This is a genomic window from Kitasatospora sp. NPDC001132 (assembly GCF_053598415.1).
Genome location: NZ_JBSFKF010000008.1, coordinates 44,587 through 61,279 on the forward strand (window position 1 = coordinate 44,587; position 16,693 = coordinate 61,279).

At 70.5% G+C, this 16,693-nt stretch carries 17 protein-coding genes and 1 tRNA gene; 5 read left to right on the forward strand and 13 right to left on the reverse strand.

Going from position 1 to position 16,693, the window contains the following annotated elements:
• The first annotated feature begins 174 nt into the window (after positions 1–174).
• The 4 genes from ACWDBE_RS13400 to ACWDBE_RS13415 all read left to right on the forward strand — a co-directional run bounded on the left by ACWDBE_RS13400 (position 175) and on the right by ACWDBE_RS13415 (position 3,729).
• A complete protein-coding gene (locus ACWDBE_RS13400) occupies positions 175–1,044 on the forward strand; it encodes an acyl-CoA thioesterase (protein ID WP_449807993.1) in 870 nt (289 codons plus the stop codon).
• A gap of 231 nt (positions 1,045–1,275) precedes the next feature.
• The gene (locus ACWDBE_RS13405; RefSeq protein ID WP_449807994.1) at positions 1,276–2,067 is read left to right on the forward strand and encodes a DUF1684 domain-containing protein; all 792 of its coding nucleotides are present in this window, start codon (positions 1,276–1,278) and stop codon (positions 2,065–2,067) included.
• Positions 2,068–2,143: 76 nt separating this feature from the next.
• On the forward strand, positions 2,144–3,520 hold the full coding sequence (locus ACWDBE_RS13410; protein WP_449807995.1) for an MFS transporter: 1,377 nt from the start codon (positions 2,144–2,146) through the stop codon (positions 3,518–3,520).
• A gap of 135 nt (positions 3,521–3,655) precedes the next feature.
• A tRNA-Pro gene (locus ACWDBE_RS13415) sits at positions 3,656–3,729 on the forward strand.
• A 115-nt stretch (positions 3,730–3,844) separates the two neighbouring features.
• Here ACWDBE_RS13415 and ACWDBE_RS13420 read toward each other — a convergent pair.
• Together ACWDBE_RS13420 and ACWDBE_RS13425 are read right to left on the reverse strand one after the other, a co-directional pair.
• Complete coding sequence (locus tag ACWDBE_RS13420) at positions 3,845–5,044, reverse strand: tyrosine-type recombinase/integrase (RefSeq protein WP_449807996.1); 1,200 nt, start codon at positions 5,042–5,044, stop codon at positions 3,845–3,847.
• 10 nt (positions 5,045–5,054) lie between these two features.
• A complete protein-coding gene (locus ACWDBE_RS13425) occupies positions 5,055–5,714 on the reverse strand; it encodes a helix-turn-helix domain-containing protein (RefSeq protein WP_449807997.1) in 660 nt (219 codons plus the stop codon).
• A gap of 93 nt (positions 5,715–5,807) precedes the next feature.
• On the opposite strand from ACWDBE_RS13425, the gene ACWDBE_RS13430 reads away from it, so the two are divergent.
• Positions 5,808–6,089, forward strand: coding sequence for a hypothetical protein (locus ACWDBE_RS13430; RefSeq protein ID WP_449807998.1), 282 nt, complete (start codon positions 5,808–5,810; stop codon positions 6,087–6,089).
• A 333-nt stretch (positions 6,090–6,422) separates the two neighbouring features.
• Here the strand turns inward: ACWDBE_RS13430 and ACWDBE_RS13435 are convergent, their stop codons facing one another.
• The 11 genes from ACWDBE_RS13435 to ACWDBE_RS13485 all read right to left on the reverse strand — a co-directional run bounded on the left by ACWDBE_RS13435 (position 6,423) and on the right by ACWDBE_RS13485 (position 16,633).
• Positions 6,423–7,196 (reverse strand): phytanoyl-CoA dioxygenase family protein, encoded by a 774-nt coding sequence (locus tag ACWDBE_RS13435; protein ID WP_449807999.1) that lies wholly within the window; start codon positions 7,194–7,196, stop codon positions 6,423–6,425.
• A 130-nt stretch (positions 7,197–7,326) separates the two neighbouring features.
• Positions 7,327–8,139 (reverse strand): SGNH/GDSL hydrolase family protein, encoded by an 813-nt coding sequence (locus tag ACWDBE_RS13440; RefSeq protein ID WP_449808000.1) that lies wholly within the window; start codon positions 8,137–8,139, stop codon positions 7,327–7,329.
• Between the two features lie 85 nt (positions 8,140–8,224).
• Positions 8,225–8,590, reverse strand: coding sequence for a carbamoyltransferase C-terminal domain-containing protein (locus ACWDBE_RS13445; RefSeq protein ID WP_449808160.1), 366 nt, complete (start codon positions 8,588–8,590; stop codon positions 8,225–8,227).
• Positions 8,587–9,204: a hypothetical protein gene (locus tag ACWDBE_RS13450; protein WP_449808001.1), complete on the reverse strand. Its 618-nt coding sequence runs from the start codon at positions 9,202–9,204 to the stop codon at positions 8,587–8,589. The genes ACWDBE_RS13445 and ACWDBE_RS13450 overlap by 4 nt, the downstream gene beginning before the upstream one ends.
• Before the next feature lie 106 nt (positions 9,205–9,310).
• On the reverse strand, positions 9,311–9,940 hold the full coding sequence (locus ACWDBE_RS13455) for a DUF5753 domain-containing protein (protein ID WP_449808002.1): 630 nt from the start codon (positions 9,938–9,940) through the stop codon (positions 9,311–9,313).
• Positions 9,941–9,995: 55 nt separating this feature from the next.
• Positions 9,996–11,981 carry an ABC transporter ATP-binding protein gene (locus tag ACWDBE_RS13460; protein WP_449808003.1) on the reverse strand — a complete coding sequence of 662 codons (1,986 nt, stop codon included), beginning with the start codon at positions 11,979–11,981 and terminating at the stop codon, positions 9,996–9,998.
• 159 nt (positions 11,982–12,140) lie between these two features.
• Positions 12,141–12,629: an NUDIX domain-containing protein gene (locus ACWDBE_RS13465; protein WP_449808004.1), complete on the reverse strand. Its 489-nt coding sequence runs from the start codon at positions 12,627–12,629 to the stop codon at positions 12,141–12,143.
• Positions 12,630–12,693: 64 nt separating this feature from the next.
• A complete protein-coding gene (locus ACWDBE_RS13470) occupies positions 12,694–13,278 on the reverse strand; it encodes an AAA family ATPase (RefSeq protein WP_449808005.1) in 585 nt (194 codons plus the stop codon).
• Complete coding sequence (locus ACWDBE_RS13475; protein WP_449808006.1) at positions 13,275–13,715, reverse strand: NUDIX hydrolase; 441 nt, start codon at positions 13,713–13,715, stop codon at positions 13,275–13,277. Before ACWDBE_RS13475 ends, ACWDBE_RS13470 begins: the two co-directional genes overlap by 4 nt.
• A 499-nt stretch (positions 13,716–14,214) precedes the next feature.
• On the reverse strand, positions 14,215–16,110 hold the full coding sequence (locus ACWDBE_RS13480; protein ID WP_449808007.1) for a glycoside hydrolase family 15 protein: 1,896 nt from the start codon (positions 16,108–16,110) through the stop codon (positions 14,215–14,217).
• Positions 16,111–16,141: 31 nt separating this feature from the next.
• Entirely contained in the window at positions 16,142–16,633 is a 492-nt protein-coding gene (locus tag ACWDBE_RS13485; RefSeq protein ID WP_449808008.1) for a hypothetical protein, read from the reverse strand.
• Positions 16,634–16,693: the final 60 nt, after the last annotated feature.

Genomic DNA, 16,693 nt, shown 5'->3' on the forward strand with positions numbered 1-16,693 from the left:
ACCGACTTGCCAGTTCACCGACTCACTGACTGAGTGACTCGCCGACTCGCCGACTCGTCTACTCGTTCGAGTGAACTGGGGGTTCCGGGCCGCTGTGCGGGAATGACCAGGGTCGCCGGAGAATTCGAGTGAGCTGGAGAATTCGTTCGGAGTCAGGAGAGGAAGCGTGTGCGCATGAGTACCCCCGTCGACGATCTTGTCGATCTGCTCGACCTCGAGCAGATCGAACTCAACATCTTCCGTGGGCGCAGCCCCGAGGAGGCGCTGCAGCGGACGTTCGGCGGTCAGGTCGCCGGGCAGGCGCTGGTCGCGGCAGGGCGCACGGTGGATGACGAGCGCCCGGTCCACTCGCTGCACGCCTACTTCCTGCGCCCCGGTGTCCCCGGTGTGCCGATCGTCTACCAGGTCGACCGAATCAGGGATGGTCGCTCCTTCACCACCCGTCGGGTGCTAGGCATCCAGGGTGGCCGGTCGATCTTCGCGCTCACGGCCGACTTCCACAGACCCGAGGAAGCGGGTATCGAGCACCAGTACCCGATGCCTGCCGTCGCCGCCCCCGAGGGCCTGCCGAGCGCGCTGGACGAGGTCGGCTCCCGGCTCGGCGAGCTGCCCCCGTTCATCAGTCGCCGCCAGCCCTTCGACATCCGGTACGTCGACCGGCTGCGGTGGAGCAAGGAGGAGCTGGCGGGAGTCGAGGCGCGCAGCGGCGTCTGGCTGCGCACCAACGGCCCGCTGCCGGACGATCCGCTGATACACGTCTGCGCCCTCACCTATGCCAGTGACATGACGCTGCTGGACGCCGTCCGGGCCCCGGTCGAGCCACTGTGGGGCGAGCGGAACTTCGACATGGCCTCGCTCGACCACGCGATGTGGTTCCACCAGCCGTTCCGGACGGACGACTGGCTGCTGTACCAGCAGGAGTCCCCGATCGCGCACGGCGCGCGCGGCCTGGCACGTGGGCAGATCTTCGACCGGCACGGCCGTCTGGTGGTGTCCGTGGTGCAGGAAGGGCTGTTCCGTCCGCTGAAGCGCCACGACGGGTAGGTGATGCCCGTGGCCGGTGTCGCCGTGCCCGGTGCTGGCGTGCCTGGTGTTGTCGGGCCCTGTGTCGTGCCGACGTGTGTTGTGCCCCGTTTCGGTGCGTTGCCGCCGTGTTGCGGTTTCGGCGGTTTCGAGCCGACGGGAATGATCCGTCCGCGTGGACGGTGTTGTGGATGACCGAGGCGGGCGGCCCGAACGGCGGGCCGTCCACGGACAGACCGGGAGGGTGGACCGATGACGGCGACGGCCGCGGAGGACTGGAAGCACTGGAGCGACGGTCGGGCGGCGTCGGTGAGCGCGCCGCACGGCCAGCTCGCACTCACCGGCACGCACTGGCTGGAGCCGGAGCCCGCCGAGATCCCCGGCCTGCCCGGGCGCTGGTGGTCCGACGCCGAGGGCGTCCGGGTCCGGGCGGAGGCGTCCGACGGCATCATGGTCGACGGCGCCGGCGCACCGGTGGACGGCGACGTGCTGCTCCGCCCGGACAGCGACCCGGCCGCCGGCACCGCCACCCTGGGCGCCCTGCTGCTCGTCCCGATCGAACGCGAGGGCGAGCTGGCCCTTCGGGTCTTCGACCCGGCGGCACCCCGGCGGACCGCGTTCGCGGGCATCGCCGCCTACCCGTACGCGCCCGAGTGGGCGGTGCCCGCCGTCTTCACCCCGTTCGAGGACGGTGACGCGCAGTCGGTCGTGGTCCCGAACGCCGACGGGCGGGAGCGCCCGCTGGCCGTCTCCGGGCAGATCGCCTTCACCGTGGCGGGCGAGCACCGCACCTTGACCGTCAGCAGGTCGGGCGAGCGGCTCAGCGGTGTGATCGCCGACGCGACCAGCGGCATCGACACCTACCGCTTCCGCTTCATCACCCTGCCGGCACCCGACGCCGAGGGCCGTACCGTCCTCGACCTCAACCGGGCCTACCTGCCGCCGTGCGCCTTCTCGGACCACTTCATCTGTCCGTTCCCGCCGCCGGGCAACCGGCTGGACTTCGCGGTGGAGGCGGGGGAGAAGCAGGTGCTGAGCCGGTAGTGGGCGGGGGCGGCGCCCTGCTCGCGGCGGGGCCCGGTGCGAGGGCGTCCGGGGGCGGAGCGGAGCATGGGGGGCTATGTCGAACAATCAACATTCCACCCCGTCCTCCTCTCCCTCGCCCGCTTCGCCCCCTCCGTCGTCCGTCGCGGAGCCCGAACCCGAACCCCAACTCGATCCCGGGCCGGGGGACGGCCCCGGGCCGGAGGCAGCTGCCGGTGCGCCCTGGTACCGGCGGGCGTTCGCCGATCTCAGCCCGCTGCGCGACCACCCGGACTACCGCCGCGTCTGGGCCGGACAGGCCATCTCCTCCATAGGCCAGCAGATGACGGCCGTCGCCGTCTCCGTCCAGGTCTACGACCTGACCGGCTCCGCCTTCGCGACCGGGCTCGTAGGCATCTTCTCCCTCGTCCCGCTGGTCGCCTTCGGCCTCTACGGCGGCGCCATCGCCGACACCGTCGACCGGCGGCGGCTGGGCCTGATCGGCTCGACGGGCCTGGCGGTCGTCTCCGCCGTCCTGGCCGCGCAGGCGCTCGCCGGCCTCGGCCTGGTCGCCGTCCTGTACGCCGCCGTCGCAGTCCAGGCCGGCTTCTTCGCGATCAGCTCGCCAGCCCGCTCAGCGATGATCCCCCGCCTGGTGCCCAGCCACCAGCTCCCGGCGGCGAACGCTCTGAACACCGTCAGCATGAACCTCGGCCTCACCGTCGGCCCGATGCTCGGCGGCGTCCTGATCGGCGCGTACGGCGCCCAGGCCGCCTACCTGATCGACACCGTCGCCTTCACCGCCACCCTCTACGCGATGTGGCGCCTGCCCGCCATGCGGCCGCTCGGCGAGCGCAAGGGCCGCGCCTCCGTCCTCGACGGCCTGCGCTTCCTGCGTGAGCAGCCCAACCTGCGCACCAGCTTCCTCGCCGACCTGGCCGCGATGGTCTTCGGCATGCCGCGCGCCCTCTTCCCGGCCATCGCGATCACCTTCTACGGCGGCGACGCCGGCACCGTCGGCCTGCTGGTCTCCGCCCCGGCCGTCGGCGCCCTGGTCGGCGCGCTCTTCTCCGGCTGGGTCGGCCGCGTGCGCCGTCAGGGTCTCGCCGTCCTCGCCGCCGTCGCCGCCTGGGGCCTGGCCATCGCGGCCTTCGGCGCCCTCCACAACCTCTGGCTCGGCCTCCTGCTGCTCGCGGTCGCGGGCTGCGCCGACACCATCAGCATGATCTTCCGCAACACGATGATGCAGGTCGCAGCCCCGGACGAGATGCGTGGCCGCCTCCAGGGCATCTTCATCGTCGTCGTGGCCGGCGGCCCCCGCCTCGGCGACTTCGAGTCCGGCACCGTCGCCGCCCTCACCAACCCCGCCACCTCCGTGATCACCGGCGGCCTCGCCTGCGTCGCCGCCGTCCTCCTCCTTGCCGCCCGCCGCCCCGCCTTTCTCGCCTACGACGCCCGCCACCCCACCCCCTGAACCACCCAACCCCGAACCTGGCAGCGAGCACCCCCCGACGTGCTGTATTGTTTTCCACGTCGCCGGGACAACCGGAGACAAGGTCGAGAAGCCCACAGCGGAGCCCCCCAGGCCCCGCCGTAAGCACCAAGACCACGGGACGTGGCGCAGCTTGGTAGCGCACTTGACTGGGGGTCAAGGGGTCGCAGGTTCAAATCCTGTCGTCCCGACTGGAGTTCGCTCCATTGTCGCAGGTCAGGGCCTTGTTTCACGAGAGTGGAGCGGGGCCCTTGATCGTTTTCAGGGCCTGCCTCTCACAACTTCTCACATCGGTAATGATCATGGTCAGCCGAGCAGCTCGCCGAGCTTCTCCGAACCCGCCTTGAGGCTCTGCGGGTCGGGGTGCACGTAGACCCGCTTCGTGAAGCTGAGGTCCGAGTGACCGGCCCAGGCGGAGACCACGGTGTCCGGGACGCCGTTGTTGGCCATCCAGGAGAGCGTGGCGTGGCGGGCGTCGTAGAGGCGAACCTTTCGAACGCCGGCGGTCTCCATGAGCTTGTACGCCTCGCGCCGGAGCTTGTCCGTCTTGAGCGGGTTTCCCAGCTCGTCCACGAGAACATATCCGGTGTCGTTGTAGGCGGTTCCGGCCGCGAGTTTCTCCGCCGCCTGGATCGCCTTGAAATTCTTCAGGGCCTTGAGGGCGGGTGCCGGCAGGGGAAGAGTGCGCTTTCCGGCTTCGGTTTTGGTGTCCTTCTCGACGACCTTGTTGCGCGATCCCTTCTCCAGTGTGCGGTCGTAGACGATGGTGCGGGTGTTCTGGACGGCGATCGTGCCGCTTGCATTGAGGTCGACGTCCTCGTCCCAGCGTGCGCCGCAGACTTCGGCGGGGCGTTCGGCGATGAGTGCCAGCATCATTGCGGCGTAGAGGCGGTGACCCTTGATGGCGCCGAGGAACGCCTTGACCTCGGCCTCGTGCCACGGGATGTTGTTGGGCTTGTTCGCCTCAGCCTTCTTCTTGGCATCGCGTGAGATCGTGACGTGCTGGGCGACGTTGCGCACCACCAGGCCGCGGCGTACGGCGAGGTTCAGCGCGGCGCGCAGGCGGCCCAGGGCCAGTCGCACGCTCCTGACGCCGAGTCCGGTGCCGGGTCGCCCGCCGCGACGGCGACCGCTCGTCAGCATCCAGTCCACGAGGGCCTCGATGTCGTCCTCGGTGAGGCTCTGGAGTTCCTTGTGGCCGCTGTGGGCGCGCACCGGCACCATCGCGCTCTCGTAGTTGGATGCGGTCCCTTCCTCGACGTCGCGCGTCGCGCTCTTGAGCCAGATGTCCAGCAGGTCGTTCAGCGTCATCTTGCTCGGGGCCACGAACGAGCCGGTGCCGAGCTCGTGACGTATGCGGGAAAGCTCGGCCATCGCCTCCTTCTTGGTCTTGAAGGTCCGAGTGAGCTGCTTGCGCTTGCCCTCGGCGGTGACGCCGATGTCAACGACCAGGCGGTAGCGGACGCTGCCGTCCTTGTGGACGATCTTGCGTATGGGTTCCTTCACGTAGCTTCCTTCATTCTCTGTCTTCTGTGCGTACTGCGTCCTCGGCCTGATCGACGGCCGAGAGATCGTCGGGGAGCACGGGCGGGACGAGACCCCGCTCACGCATCCGCGTCCGGAAGGAGGCCAGCTCCTTGCGGTCAGCGTCCGCGTACTCCTCATAACCAGCGGCCAGCTCCAGAAGAGCGGCTTTGCGGTCCGGGGCCGGTGTGGTGCTCGCGGCCCGGCGCCGCTCTGTTGCCAGTGCTGCGGATGCTCTGGCGGCGGCGGCGAGGTCGGCGTGCGCCCGGAAGGTGTCCAGCACGTCGCGAGCGCTCCCCGGTGGCGCCGGATCTGCGGCCGGTGTCTCCCCGGTGAACCAGGCAAGTGCATCCCAGGTGGGGACCTCCTGGCCGGGCAGAACCTCGACGGTCTCGGCGGAACCAAGAGGGAACAGCAGGGTGATCGGTGGCACCCCGAGCACGTCTGCGAGGACAGCGAAGTCGGTGAGCGTGATGGTGCTCCGGCGCCCTGATTCCAGGTTCTTGATCGTCTGATCGGTGATCTCCGGCAGGCCGCGAGCGGCGCAGCCGTCCGCGACCGCCGACATCGTGAGGCCAGCCGCCTTCCGGGCCTCGCGCATGGACTGGGCTACCCGGGTGGTGAAGGTCGTCGACCAATGCTCTGGGGTCATGGATGCACTTTACGATCAGAAAAAGTGCTGCTGCAACTCCGTGATACAAACTGACGGCATCACTGCAGCACGTCTAGCGACCAGGAGAGCATCATGGCGGCACCCACCTCCGACGGCATGAGCGCGCCCGAACTGCTCGCCCTTCCGGTGGCGATCGACCTCGACACGGCCAACCGGGCGCTGAGGATCGGCCGGTCCACCGGGTATGCGCTCGCGAAGGCAGGCGAGTACCCCGTCCGCGTCCTGCGACTCGGCAGTGCCTACCGCGTTGTGACCGCGGACCTGCTGGCGCTACTCGGCGTCACGGGCCACGGAGGGGCGGCCGAGGGCCACGGGGCCCTCGGGGTGGAAGAGGCACACAAGTTGTGCGCATAGAAAGCTCATCCTGGCCGCCCATGCCAGGCGGCCAGGATGAATGCGGTCATCAAGTTGGGATCTGAGCGCCAGGTCGACCGCGGGACCTTCGCCACCCACAAGAGCGGCACCAGGACGTGCTGGCCGTTCCCCGCTCGCCCGGATCGAGACCGCGCGCTGGGGCCGCGTGGTTACCCGCACGGTGGACGAGGTGGTGGGCTTGCAGCTGTCCTACAACTTCGGCAGTCCGCGCCAACACGGCTCGGACGCGAAGGCACTCACGACCGAGTGCGCGAGGCCTGCTGTCCGCCGATCCGTCGGGCATATTCGGGGAGGCCGTGCGCACGGAGGTCGTCATCGTTCGCCGTCCTTGGCGGCGCCGGGGCTGGAGTCTGGTGCTGGCGTAGTGAACTCCAGTAGCGGATCGGTGACCGCCTCGCGCCAGCGCTCGCGGTGGCCGCTGGCTCGCAGCCGGAAGTAGACGGTCTCCCGGCGCTCGTCGGCTGCGGTGCCGAAGTGCCCGCCAATGTTGTGGGCGAGCAGGTAGTGGACGAGGACCAGGCTCCCGGCTGGACCGGTGACCTGGAGCGGGGCTGGCAGCTCGACGGGCGGGTACGGAATGGCGTCGCGCAGCGCGTCTGCTCCGTGTTCGTGCAGCCAGGTGGCGGTACGCAGGTGGCTTCCGGGCCAGACCCACAGGTTGCCGCGGTCGCGCTGGCTCTGATCGGTCAGCGGGAGGCCGGCCAGAACGGTGAAGGTGCCGGGGCGGCCGTCGTCTTCGGTCGGGGTGAGGCCGTCGATGTGCGGGGCACCGGGGTGGTGCGGGTGCGGCGGGAGCGTGAACGCCAGCTGGGCGACCTCGGGTACGGGCAGGCCGAGGTCGGCCCGCAGGAACGGGCGGACGATGTCGTTGATGCCGCTGTCCTCGTAGAGCGCGCGCAGATCGGCGTCGTCGGCGAGGGCCGGCCACAGGAAGTACGGGCCGGTGTGGTCGGAGCTGGGCGGCGTGAGGGAGAGGTGGTGAGCGAGCAGCCCGCGCCAGCGGCGGATCTGCCTGGTGGTGAGGATGCCGGGCATGACGCAGTAGCCGTCACGGCGAAATGCGCTGACAGCACGGGGAGTTGTCATCTCCATCAGGCCATGGAAGCGCCGGAGAGCGGCCCGGGCAACGGGATTTCAGCGCGGCCCGGCTTCCTGCCCCCGGACCGCTCGTTTCTCCGGCGGTCTACTCGTGGCGGGTGTCTTGGCCGGCAAGTGGTCAGTCCAGGAGCTTCTCCACGGTCCGGTGCGCGGCGAGGAAGCGCTCAGCCCGCTGCAGGAGCACCGTGTCACCGAGTTCGCTCAGGTGGACGCCATCGCTCCACAGTCCGGCAACCCCGTGGTCGGCGGGCGCTGAGGCCAACTGTCGGGCGGTCGCGATAAACGGCGCCCACACGTCGAGGAACAGCGCGCCGTGGTCGGCAGCAGCCTTGGCTGCGACCTCGTTGTAGCGGGCCAGCTCGGCGTTCATCTTCCCGACGGTCTCCGGCTCCTCGATCGCACCGAACGGCGTCTCGGAGATCACGACGACCTGACGGGAGTACCCGCCGAGCTGCGCCAGCATCACATTGATGTGCCTGGTGTATTCCTCGATGTCGACCGCCTCGGCCATGCGGCCCTGAAAGCGGCGCCAGACGTCGTTGATGCCGCATCCGAGGATCACCAGGTCGTAGTCGACGCTATTCGTGGTGCGGTCGTCGGCGACGATCTTGGCGATGTCTCGGCTGGTGGCGCCGCCTTCGCCGTGGTTGCGGATGTCGAAGGTGACGTGGGGGAAGCCGACCCGGAGCCCGAGGGCGACCCGGTGGACCCAGCCGCGTTGGTGCCAGCCCTCGACGGTCACCTTCGAGCCGACCGCGGGGAGGTTCGCCTGGTCGGTCAGCTGGGCGTTGTAGCCCTCCAGGTGCTCCATGATGCTCGTGCCGAAGAAGCCGAGGGTCAGGGCGCGCCGGTCCTCGCCGATTGTCAGGGCGCGGCCGCGCTGGGCGCGCAGCCGGGTGGCGGCGCTGGTGTCCTCGCTGGTGCCGGTCATCGGGGAGAGTCCCGTTCGCTGGATTCGGATGCTGGCCGAGGGCCTGGTCACAACGTACCGTTTGTGAGCACCTAGTGGCGGTCAGTCAGTTAAGGCCGTCCTCGCTCACCAGGAAGGGGCCGATGGCGAGCCTATCCAGTGGGCCGGCGGCGAACGTGGCGACCGCGTCCCGGGGCATACACACAATCGGCTCCGCCTCGTGGTTGAAGCTGGGCGGCCGACCGGTCTGTTCGGCGAAGGAGGCCAGCAGACGCGCGTAGGGGTTGGTGTCGTCGCGGGCGACAGTCTGCGGGCGCAGGATGCCGCCGGTGTGGACGGCCGCCGGGGTCAGCTCCCAAGGCCCGTTTCCTCCTGCACCTCCTGCTCGGCCAGGGGCAGAAGACCGGCGAGATCGCAGCCCTTCCGCGCTGTGGTCAACTGATTCCCCAGCCCGACGCAGCCCTTCACTCAGTTAAGGACCCGCCTCATGCGTGCCAGTGAACTGACCCTCGGCCGGACGTTCGGCGTCACCTTCGAGCACGGCGAGGACTTCTTCGACGCCCCGTGGCGGTGGCGCTCGCCGAAGCCGTGGCCGGCGCGCAGGAGGTCGCGGTACTCGCGGGCTGGCGGTTGAGCGTCCACGAGCGGGGCGAGCCTGTCGTCGCGCACCTCGTGCAGCGTGCCGTCGCGGCCGATGGCGATGACGGGGCTGTCACCGAGGACCGCAGCCTCGATCTGGTGCGCCCGCCGTCGCACGATCGCCACGGTGGAGGCCGGGGACGAGCCGGGGGCAAGCGCGTTGCTGGTGGCCACGGTGTCGATTGCGGTGGCGAGCACCTGGCGCAGGTCCATGTCGGGATCGCGGGTGAGGAGTTCGGCGATGGACGAGCCGAGGGTGTTGGCGTACCAGCCGCCGCGGGGCTGGTCGTCGGTGACGGTGGAGACGCCGTCCAGGACGATCACGGCGCGGTCGGTGGTGAACACGCGGTCCTCGCTGGGGCGAGCGGGCCCGGCGAGTTTGCCGATGCGGACAGTGGAGCCGCCCACCAGGGCCGTGCGAGAATCGGCACTGGGATTGGTCTGCATGAAGAACTCCGATCTGGACAGGTTCGGGCCAATGTCAGTGTTGTGGCACGGCAGGACACAGCGGGCCGGCAGCCCGGGGCCCGCAACGGCCAAGGCCAGGTGGGGATTACCAGCCGTGCAGAGCGTCGGTGATCAGGGCGCGGGCGTCCTGTCCGTAGACGGCGGATTCCTGGAGCAGCCGGAAGGCCCGGTGGAAGAGGCCGACGCGCTTGGGGTCGGTGATGGTCTCGCATCCGCGGTAGCCCTCCACCTCCACGCGGGTGCCGTCGTGGATGCCGAAGCCGTCGCCGGGGTAGACGTGCAGGCAGGCTCGGGCCGGGATGATCCCCAGTCGCAGGCCCGGCGTGTCGAGGGCAGCCAGCAGGTGCTGCAGTTGGGCGCGCATCACCTCGGGGCCGCCGATGCCGGTCAAGAGGGCCTGTTCTCCGAGCAGGACGTGGTAGGTCCGGCCGTCCTGCCCGAGGTAGCGGGCGCGGGCGGTGCGTTCGGCCGCGCCGGCGTGCGAGTCGTCGGGGAGCTGGTGCAGGTTGGCGACCATGCGTAGGACCTCCTGCGCGTACGCGGGAGTCTGCAGGTTGCCCCAGATGAGGTCGGGGCTGTGTCCGGCGTAGTCGCTGGTGGCGGCGGTGAGTTCGTGGAAGGCGCGCTGGATGTGCTCGGTGCCGCGGGTCAGCAGGTCGTCCCACGAGGTGGCGTCGGACGGCTGCGGCGTTTCAGGCGAGTTCGGTGCGCTCACTGGCTTCTCCCTGCTGGTCGGATCGGCTTGGATCGGGGACTACCGAGTGGGCGTGTCAGGCACTGGCGGTGGTCTGGTGGGGCAGGCGGTCGCCGAGGTCGTACTGGGCGGCCTGGAGGAGATAGCTCTCGCGGTAGCGCGTGGCCGGCTCCTGGGCCATCAGCTCGGAGTGGCTCCCCTGTTCTACGAGGCGGCCGTGGTCGAGAACGAAGATGCGGTCGGCCTTGGCGGTGGCACCGAGGCGGTGGGTGATGAGGACGACGGTGACGCCGAGGGCGGTGAGCTGGCGGATCTGCTCGAACGCCTCGACCTCGGTTTCCGGGTCCATCGCGGACGTCGGCTCGTCGACCACCACAAGAGCGGGGAGCCGGCCGTGGGCATCCGGCGTGGTCAGCCGCAGGTGGGTGCGGGCGAGGGCGACCTTCTGCCACTGTCCGCCCGAGAGACCGACACCGCCCTCGAAGCCCTTGGCGACGAGGGTGTCCCAGCTGCGGGGCAGCTCTTCGATCACCGGGTGGAGATCGGCGTAGTCGGCGGCGCTCTCCAGCTGCCGCTGGTCGCAGGCGACTTCGGGGCGGCCGAGGAGCAGGTTGGCGCGCAGGGTGAAGGACCAGCGCTGGAAGTTCTGGGCTAGCAGGGCGACGCTGCTGAAGAGTTGGTCGCGGTCGGCGGTCGCGGTGTCGATGCCGTCCCACCGGACGCGGCCCTGGTGCGGCTGGTAGACCCCGCACAGGATGTTGGCCAGGGTGGACTTGCCCGAACCGTTGGCTCCCACCAGGGCGATGACCTTGCCCCGGGGGATCGTGAGGGTGACCTTGTCGAGCGCGGGGGTGTCGCGGCCGTCGTAGGTGAAGGAGACGTCCTCGACGGTGATCGTCTCGGGGCGCTCGGGCAGCGGGGTGCCGCCGGTGGGGATGGCACGGCGGTGGCCCTCGCGGCGCAGCTGGTCGAGGTCGCGGACGAACAGGCTTTCCTCGTACAGGCCGTTGATCTGGGAGACGAGGCCGCCGATGCTCGTGGAGCCGGTGCGGATGGCGACGACGGCGGTGCCGGCGGCGGCGAGCGGGATCGTGCCGTTGATGACGAGCGAGCCGAGGAGGGCGAACGCGCCGAGGGTGGCGGCGCCGGCCAGGGCGGCGGAGAGCAGGTCGGTGTGGGCCTTCGCTCCGGCGAGGCGGGCCTGTTCCTGTTCGGCGGCGCGGGCCATCTGCTCGTAGTGGTGGAGGATGAACGGCCCGGCGGCGTACACGCGCTGCTCGGCCGCGGAGTAGGGGCGGATGAGCATGTCCGCGAGCAGGGTGCTGGCCCGGTTGTGCTGGAGCCAGGCCCGGGTGGAGGCGTAGTGGCGGCGGGCGGTGCGTACCGCGCCCCATCCGCGCGGGGCGGCGATCAGCACCAGCATGGGCAGTAGGGCGGGGTGGAGGACGGACAGGACGCCGGCGGCGGAGACGAGGCCGAAGGTGGCGGTGAGGACGGAGGTGGCCTGGCCGATGATGCTTTGCAGCGACATCGCGCCCCAGCGGGCGCTGTCGACCTCGGCGAGGAATGCCGGGTCTTCGATGGCCTCCAGCTCGGAGCGGCTGACGATGCCGAGGAACTCGATGGTGGCCCTGCGGAAGACCGCTGGCTTGAGGCGCTCGCCCGCCCAGCCCGAGGCTGCGGACAGCACCGAGGACAGGCCCGCGATCACCCCGACCGCCACGATCGCCGGCACGGCGGCCCGCAGCACGTCGGCGACCTCGCCGGGAGCGAGCAGGGCCGTCAGCGCGTGGTTGGTGGCGATCAGCGCGACGGCCGCCGCCAGGCCGCGCAGCAGCTCGGCGCCGACCAGGGTCACCAGCGCCGCGCGGTCGGCGTCCCAGGCCATCCGCCCGGCCAGACGCAGGAAACCCGGCATCTGCCGCGCCACCGCCCAGAACGTCACCTTGCCGCTGGCCATCTCATGCTTGGCCCAGCCGTAGTCGTAGCGCATCGGCCCGCCGAACAACAGCTGCTCGCTGTCCGGCACCGGGTCCGTCGAGGTCTCGGGTGCGCTGGTCACATATTCCCTTTCGCAGAGGGGGGATCGCGATGGTCGGGGGCCGGTGCCGTCAGGGACCGGCGTAGCCGCGGGCGGTCGGCGCGGACCGGGCAGGGCCGAACCGGCTGGCACCGCGCCCGGCGGGCGCACCCGCCCGGCACGGTGCCGACCGGGCGCCGGTCACGTCTCGACGAGCTGCCGCTGTCCGGAGGCGGGGTCGAATCCGTGGGTGGAGAACGCTGGCCCGCCGGCCAGGTACGCCTCCACCGCGGCCTTGGAGGTCGGGAACATCGGGCTCGGCAGGACGCCTGCGGCCGGGTGCCAGCGCACCTCCAGGTGCTTGTCCGGCTCGACGTTGACCAGCTCGCCCGTGAACTCGCTAGTGGCGAAGACGAACAGCATGAACCCGCCGAGCCCGTCCCAGCCCTCCTTGGCCTGGATGGTGTGCACCAGGCGCAGGCCGGACGGCTTGACGATGAGCCCGGCTTCCTCACGTAGCTCCCGGGCGGCAGCATCGGGGATCTCTTCCCCGGGGTCGACCTTTCCACCCGGGATCGTCCACGCGGGGCCCGGGGTCCAACTGCGCTGGGCGTAGTGGACGGTGGCGATCCGGTCGGTGTTCAGGTCGTGGACGATGACGCCGACCGACAGCCTGTTCGTCTCGTGCATCAGGGGCTCCTGGTTGAAGGTTGAGGGGGTAAATGGAGGGGGCGACGGTCGAGTACCTGCGCTTCTACATGTCGCGCGGGGGCAACTCCGAGAGCGCGGTCTCGCGCATGATGCGGTCGACCGTGTCGTGGAGGGTGCTGTCGGTGCCGATGACGGTCTCGATTCCGCCGGGAAGGACGTCGTGTTCGCGGTACCAGTCGCGCAGTTCACGCTCGGTGACGGCTGTCAGGTACTCGCGATCGGCCTTCGAGGCGTGCCGGACCAGCGTCTCGTCGATCGGGATGTCGAGGTAGTAGCAGCGGGTGACGCCGCGGTGGTCGCCCACCAGGCGGGTGAGCATCTCGCCGTAGTGGTCGGCGTACAGGATGCCTTCGATGACGACGTGGTAGCCGGCGCCCAGCGCGTACCGTGCCACGGTGTCGATAAGGCCGATGTTCGCGCCGCCGGGCCGGTCCCGCTCGCGCAGCACGATGCGGCGCAGGTTGTCCTGCCCGACGACGGCAAGGCCTCGCCCGAACCGGTCCCGAATGCCCGCCGCCACCGACGACTTGCCCGAGGCCGAGTTTCCCCGAATGACCACGAGCCGGGTCTCCGCGCTCCCCGCAGGCGTCCCGGCTGCCGGGAGCCCCGGGTGGCTCGTGGTGCTCATGCCGGCCATCCGACGACGGACAGCGGGCGGCCGGCGGTGATCTGCGCGAGCGCGTCGGCGGTGTAGCCGACGATCGGCTCCGGAAGGTCGTCCAGCGGCCAGAAGCGGAGGGCGGTGCATTTGTCCGGTTCGCGGTTGGTGATCTTGCCGGTGTAGGTGCGCGGGGCGAAGAACAGCTGGAGGCGTCCGGCACCGTCGTCGGCGTCGAGGTGGTGAAGGGTGTGCACCAGGTCGAGATCCTCTTCCCGAATGGTGATGCCGAGCTCCTCGTCGGCCTCACGGGCCATGCCAGCCAGGACGGACTCTCCCGCTTCGAGGTGGCCTGCCGGAGCATGCCAATGTTGAGCGGCGAACGTGGTGTTGGCGCGCTGTCCGAGCAGCACCCGGCCGTTCTCAATCAGGACCAGGTGGACTCCCACGACCAGCGTGTGCGGCACGGGACATCTCCTTCCCAGGGGGGAACCGGCGCGGGGAGCGTGGCCGGTTCAGGGCATGGCAAAGCTGCGATCAAACTGGTGATCGTTCGTCGTACGTGAGTGCGTAGGCAGGTTTCCCACCGTAGGCCGCCCGGCAGGGCCGCGTCGGCGTGTCGCGGCAGAAGCCACACGATCCGGTGAACAGCCCCAACTCGTCATACTGATAGGGCTGTTGCGGATCGAACAGGGCAGTGTGCCACGGGGGACTGACAATCGCGCCAAGCGGCGGGAGGCGGGCGTTCGCATCTCCGCCAGGGCGCTGATCCGGCTCCGGAGACGCTCGGCGTCGCGGGTGCTTCCGCGGTTTTCGTACCGCCGGAGGCTCGCGGTGTACACGGGGTCCGGGCGGCAGAGCGTTCGGCGGCCTGCCCGAGGAGGTCGGCGGCGTAGGTCGATTGCGCCTCTCCGAGTAAGGCTCGGGCCCCGGCAACGTTCAGCCGACGCACCTCGCTGCTGCCCACTACGCCACCACGGTGGCGGGGAGCGCCTGGTCGACGGCGGCGCGCGGCCCGGGCAGTGCCGGGCGTCGGGCTTGCGGTCGGCTGGCCAGGCGAACGGCGGCGTCCGTCATGCTCCAGTGGGAGAAGCCCTGCGGGTAGTTCCCGAGCTGCCGCCGGGCGAGGGGGTCGTACTCCTCGGCGAGAAGCCCGAGATCGCTGTGGAGGGCGAGCAGATGGCCGAGCAGCTCGCGGGCTTCGGCGTGCCGGCCGATGACGGCAAGGCTCTCGGCCAACCAGAACGAGCAGGCCAGAAAGGCTCCCTCATGGCCGGCGAGCCCGTCCACGTTGCCGTCGGCATTCCCGCGGGTGGCGTAGCGCAGCACCAGCCCGTGCTCGGTGAGCTCGCGCTGGACAGCCTCCACGGTGCGGATGACACGCTTGTCGTCCGGCGGCAGGAAGCCGACCAGGGGCAGGAGCAGCAGGGAGGCATCGAGGGCCCGGCCGCCGTAGGACTGGGTGAAGGTGCCGGTCTCGGAGCTGAAGCCGCGCGCGCAGACGTCGGTGTGGATCTCCGCGCGCAGGTGGGCGAGCTGGACGAGGACGGCAGGGTCGGTGGCGCTCCGGCGTTCCAGCAGCCGCAGCGTCCGGTCCACGGCGACCCAGCACATGACCTTGGAGTGGGTGAAGTGCCGTGCCGGGCCGCGGATTTCCCAGATGCCCTCGTCAGGCTCGTGCCAGCGCTGCTCCAGCTGTTCGGCGAGCGCCAGGAGCAGGGCGTCGCACTTCGGGGACGGGGGGAGGCCAGCGTCCTCGGCGAGCAGCAGGGTGTCGGCGAGTTCGCCGTAGACGTCGAGCTGGAGCTGGTCGGCGGCGCCGTTGCCGATGCGCACCGGCCGGGAGTCGTCGTAGCCGGGCAGGTGGTCCAGGACCTCCTCGTCGAGGTCGGCGTCGCCGTTGACGCGGTAGATCGGCTGGAGGCGCTCAGGGTTGACGGTGTCGACCAGCCAGTTGCGCCACTGCCGGGCCTCCTCGAGGAATCCGAGCCGGAGCAGCGCGGCGATGGTCAGCGCGCTGTCGCGCAGCCAGACGTAGCGGTAGTCCCAGTTCCGTTCCCCGCCGAGCTGCTCGGGCAGGGAGGTGGTGGGCGCGGCGACGACACCTCCGCCCGGGTGGCAGAGCGCCTTGAGAGTGAGGGCGGAGCGCACCACCGCCTCGCGGTCCGGGCCGCGGTAGGTGCAGCCGGCTGCCCACTGCTCCCAGAACTCCGCGGTCGCGTCGAGCTCGGAGAAGGCGTCGGGCGGCTCGGGCGCGGGACGGTGAGAGGGAGCCCACGCGAGGGTAAGCACCACGATCTGGCCGGCGCGGACGGTGAAGTCGGCCCGGCACACGCCCCGCCCGTTGGCGGTGTGCTGGGGGCCGTCGAGCCAGTACGAGTCCGGGTGGGCGGCCACCCACAGCCGCGAGGCTCCGCGGGTGATCCGCTCGATGCGCGGCCGGGTGGCGCCGTATCCGGGGCGGGGGCGGAAGACGCTGGCGACGCGGACCGCGCCGCTGACGCCTTCGACGATCCGGAAGATTCGCGGCTCCGCGGGGTCACTGACTGTGGGCGCCGGCATGAAGTCGGTGACCGCGACGGTCCCGGTGGGCGTGTCCCACTCCTGGCGCAGGACCAGGGAGTTGCCCACGTAGTGGCGGCGGTCGGCCGCGGGGGGCGGTGAGCCGTCGTAGACGGCCGGGCCGACGCGCCACAGGCCATGGTCGGCGGTGCCGAGCAGCGAGGCGAACACCGCCGGCGAGTCGAAGCCGGGCAGGCAGGCCCAGTTGATGGAGCCGTTCGGGCGGACCAGGGCGGCGGACGCGGTGTTGCCGAGGAGAGCGTGGTCCTCGATCCAGGAAGGGGCGGTGGTGGTGCGCATGGGGTCCTGACGTGGGCTGGTGGGTGGGTGGTCAGCGGCGAGCGGGGGCTGGGGCTGGGGCTGGGGCTGCGAGCGCGGCGAGGGCGGCGGCGACGGTGTCGGCGAGCGTGTCGGCTACCGGCAGCCACGGCATGAGGCTCGCGAGTAGCACGCGGTTGGCCTGTTGAACGGGGTCGCCCGGGTCGCAGCCGACGACCACCGTCCCGCCGTACGGGGAGAACAGACCGGCCTCGTAGCAGTCGTGCACGCGCACGTGCCCGATCGGGTTCCAGAACAGGACGACGTCGGTGCACCGGATGTTGCGGTCCTGCCAGCCGAACGGCTGCCACGCGAGGTAGATGTCGGTGGCCGGATTGCGCGACGGTCGAGGGTTGAGCACCGTGCCGTCGAAGCCCGCAGCCGCGAACAGGTCGACCGCGTCGCTCTGCCAGTCCGGGCAGCCAACGGTTGCTCCGGCGAGGAACACCGCTGGGCGGCCGTCCGGCTCGTACGGCTGCGGTGCCTCGACGTATCGAAGGTTCACCGGGCGCCGCCGGAGGAAGTAGGTCCGTGGAGGACGGTGAGGATGATCATCTGTTCTCTG